The organism is Kitasatospora sp. NPDC048298 (assembly GCF_043201465.1).
In the GTDB taxonomy this organism is placed as follows: Bacteria; Actinomycetota; Actinomycetes; order Streptomycetales; family Streptomycetaceae; genus Kitasatospora.
Window position 1 is genome coordinate 1 of sequence record NZ_JBICYZ010000155.1, and the last position, 3,168, is coordinate 3,168.

3 protein-coding genes are annotated in these 3,168 nt (G+C 66.7%); 2 read left to right on the top strand and 1 reads right to left on the bottom strand.

Features of this window, described 5'->3' with window-relative positions:
- Positions 1-411: 411 nt before the first annotated feature.
- Complete coding sequence (locus ACGF0D_RS44080; protein WP_392926196.1) at positions 412-804, bottom strand: hypothetical protein; 393 nt, start codon at positions 802-804, stop codon at positions 412-414.
- 1,442 nt (positions 805-2,246) lie between these two features.
- Here ACGF0D_RS44080 and ACGF0D_RS44085 point away from each other — a divergent pair.
- The gene (locus ACGF0D_RS44085; RefSeq protein WP_392926198.1) at positions 2,247-2,396 is read left to right on the top strand and encodes a hypothetical protein; all 150 of its coding nucleotides are present in this window, start codon (positions 2,247-2,249) and stop codon (positions 2,394-2,396) included.
- Positions 2,397-2,409: 13 nt separating this feature from the next.
- Entirely contained in the window at positions 2,410-2,892 is a 483-nt protein-coding gene (locus ACGF0D_RS44090) for a hypothetical protein (protein WP_392926200.1), read from the top strand.
- The last annotated feature ends 276 nt before the right edge of the window (positions 2,893-3,168 follow it).

Genomic DNA, 3,168 nt, shown 5'->3' on the forward strand with positions numbered 1-3,168 from the left:
TGTGCGGAATGTCGATCCCGGTGTCGCCGGCCCTCCGGCCGCGCCGTGCCCGGTCCGGCGTTCTCGGCGGCCACGACCTCGCACACCTGGCCGTGCATCGGGGCCAGCGGCTTCCTGCGGCGCCTCCTGGGGTCCAGCCGAAGTGGCCGCCGCGCCGCCCTACGCGACCCTCTCGAAGTTCGCCTTCGCCAGCCCGGCCGGAGGTAAGCCACCCAAGCACGGAGGTGACCCTGTCAGCGGCTCGACCACTGGCTCCGGGCGGGGAGGCCGCCCATGCGGGGGTGGCCGCCGTTAACCGCCCAGCCCGGTGCGCCTGTCCGCTCCGCCAGCGCGGAGGTGACCCGACGACGTCCCCGAAGCCCGGCGCGCGGTTATCCCGGCTTTCCCCGAACGAGCGAGGCCAGCTGCGGTTCACGCCGCTCCGGTCCGCGGTGGGGCCGGGCGGGCGGTACGTAGCGGGATCGCTCCGGCCCGGGTGGCGCGGGCGACGGCGAGGGCGGCGCGGTGGCGTTCGCGCTGCTGCCGGGGGTGGGCGGCGGTGTCGGCGGCCGGGGTGTCCTCAATCGCGGGCCGGTGGGCGCCCTCGGGTTCGCGCAGCCGGTTGTAGTGCTCACGCAGGATCGCCTCCCGTCCGGTGGCGGCCTCGTCGAGTGCGGCCTGGCGGGCGGCGGCGTCCTCGCGCATCCGGTGGCGCAGTTCCTGGTAGGCGTGGTGGTCGGCGAGCGGGGGCCGGGCCGGCTGCGTGGTGGGCCGGTCGTCGCGGCGGGCAGGTCGGTCGTCGGGGTCCTGGTCGTGCTGCACCACGGGGGCAGGGCACTGTCAGGATTTCCCGTGTGGTCCCTGGTGTGGGCTCGGGGATGGGTGAAGGGGAGACACGTCTTCGTGAACGTCTTAAAGCCGGGCCTGATGGCCGCTCAGTCCACCGCCGGCATTTCACTGCGGGGGCATCAGGAGGAGGCCCTGGAGGCCATCGTACGGGGCCTGATGCCCCGTCCGGGGCACACGGCCCCCAGCGGGCTGCGGGTGACAGTGCAGATGGCCACCGGCTCCGGGAAGTCCTACGCGGGGGCTGCGGCCGGCCGTGCGAAGGGTGAAATGTGCCTTTATGGGGGTCTACACGACTGAAAGGATTTTACGAAGCCAGGCCCATATCGTAGGCTCCGCCCTCGTGAACGATGCCCCCGCAAAGCGCCACTGGCGCATGTCGATATTCCTCTGGATCGGCTTGCCCGTCATAGCCTTCATCGGCATTGCCAAGGCCGCGCCTGATCTCGTGCCAGCCTGGAAGGCACACAGCGGCAGCGGAGTCACCGGGACGTTCACTGCCACCCGAGAGTCATGCAGCCACGGGTCCTGTGACTCGTACGGCAACTGGAAGGCGGCGGATGGCACTTCCACGCGCACGAACATCCTCCTTTACGACGGACCTGATTCTTTGCGGATCGACGAGACGGCCGCAGCACTGGACTCCGGTGCCCCTGGCGGAGTCTTCTCTACAGGGGGCGGGTCCTCCTACCTGCTGCTAGCGGCCTTCGCCGTTGGCGGCCTGGCGGCGGCTATTGCCTGGCCGGTGTTTCTCTGGCGCACCTGGCACACCTGGCGCTCTTCGCGTAGGCCCCGAACTTCGTCACTGGAGTCAGCTGAGGTAGCCGCCTGACCTGGCATCGAGAAGAACGCGCCTCCGTAGGCGCTGAAAGGGTCTGAGTTTGAGTCTGGCTTCGCCGCTCGCACGGCGGGGCCAGACTGTTTCCGTGGCGATGAGGGAATGCGCCGGGTCCTTGGAGGCTTCGGGCTAGGTGAACCAATCGGGTCTAAGTTTTGACTGTCCCTTCTCGGGCGAGTTTGTGTGTGGCGGTTTCGTGCGGATCGCGGGGCCCGGAGAAAGTTCTTCGCCTGCTATTCTGCGCACGGAACAGCAGGCGAAGAATGCACATAATGTTGACTTGGTGCTTTCAGTGCCTTTCTGGGATTGACCGGCCATATGGAATCTGGGTCATGCTGTAGGGGGTTTCTCCGTCGCTTCTGCGGTGCTTCGGCCAGTGCTCTGCGTGGAGGAGGCGCACCTGCCACCAGGGGTCGTCCTCGGGCGGTCCGTTTTTCTCGGAGCGTCGGAGGGCGGGGGGGGGTGGGTAGCTCCAGGATGAGCGGCCGTGCCTTGGTGGTGCGGCGCTGGCGGTGGGCGAGCGGGTCGCGCTGGCCGCAGTGTGCGCGCTGGCCGCGGCGATGCCCGCTTCATCCAGGAGATCATGTCCGCAGCTTCCCCCGCGTGGGACCCCCAGGGCGTACCGGGCTACGTCTCGTGGACCGTTCCCGGTACGAAGAACGGATCGACCGGCTACTGGGAGCTCGTGATCGACACGAACACCGTGGTCCACTTCCTTTACATGTCGAAGTAACTGAGGTTGACGCATGATTGTTGACAGGGTCCACGGTGCACCGATGGGCGGACGACTCCTCTATTTGAAGTCCGAGTACAGCTTCAGATGCCAGCCGGATGAGGACGAGCTGGGCAAGCGACTCGGAACTGAAGGGTCGACCAGCATCGCGGTCGGAACGCTTCAAATCCAGGTCGACGTCTCCAGTCGACAGCTTCTGTTTGTCTGGGGATACCACCCGAATCTGGCGTGGCAGCCCGCGGATCTGGCAATACCGGCTGCGGAACCGGGAAGACTGGAGATCCCCAAGGGGCTCCGGCTGGAGTCGGGCGTTGCATATCCCCTGGCCGGAATCGGCGAATGGAAGACCAGCGTCGACCCCCGGAGCGGGCTGGTGCGGATCGCCAAAACTCCCGACCGGGACGAAGACTTCACGACGTTCGCCGAATCGATCACCGCAGGAAGAATTGACGGGGAACTCCATTCCCTGTGGCTCCGGCCCGAGATGATCGACTAGCAGCCCACGAAGGTACCGGCTCTGGCCCCACCGTGCGCGGTGGGGCCAGATTCGTTTCCACCCCACGAGGAAACAACCGAAGTGCGCGGATTTGGCTTCAAAGGCGCTCAGGGACGAAGGCTCCCTTGGCACGACGTACACCAAGAACCCCGTCAACGATCCGAAGAAGCCCCTGGTCGACACACCCACTGGGAACAACGTGGTGATCACCCTGAAGTACGTTCGGGGTCATCCTCAGAAGTTCGTCGTCTACACCGCTTACCCGAAGTAAGGATG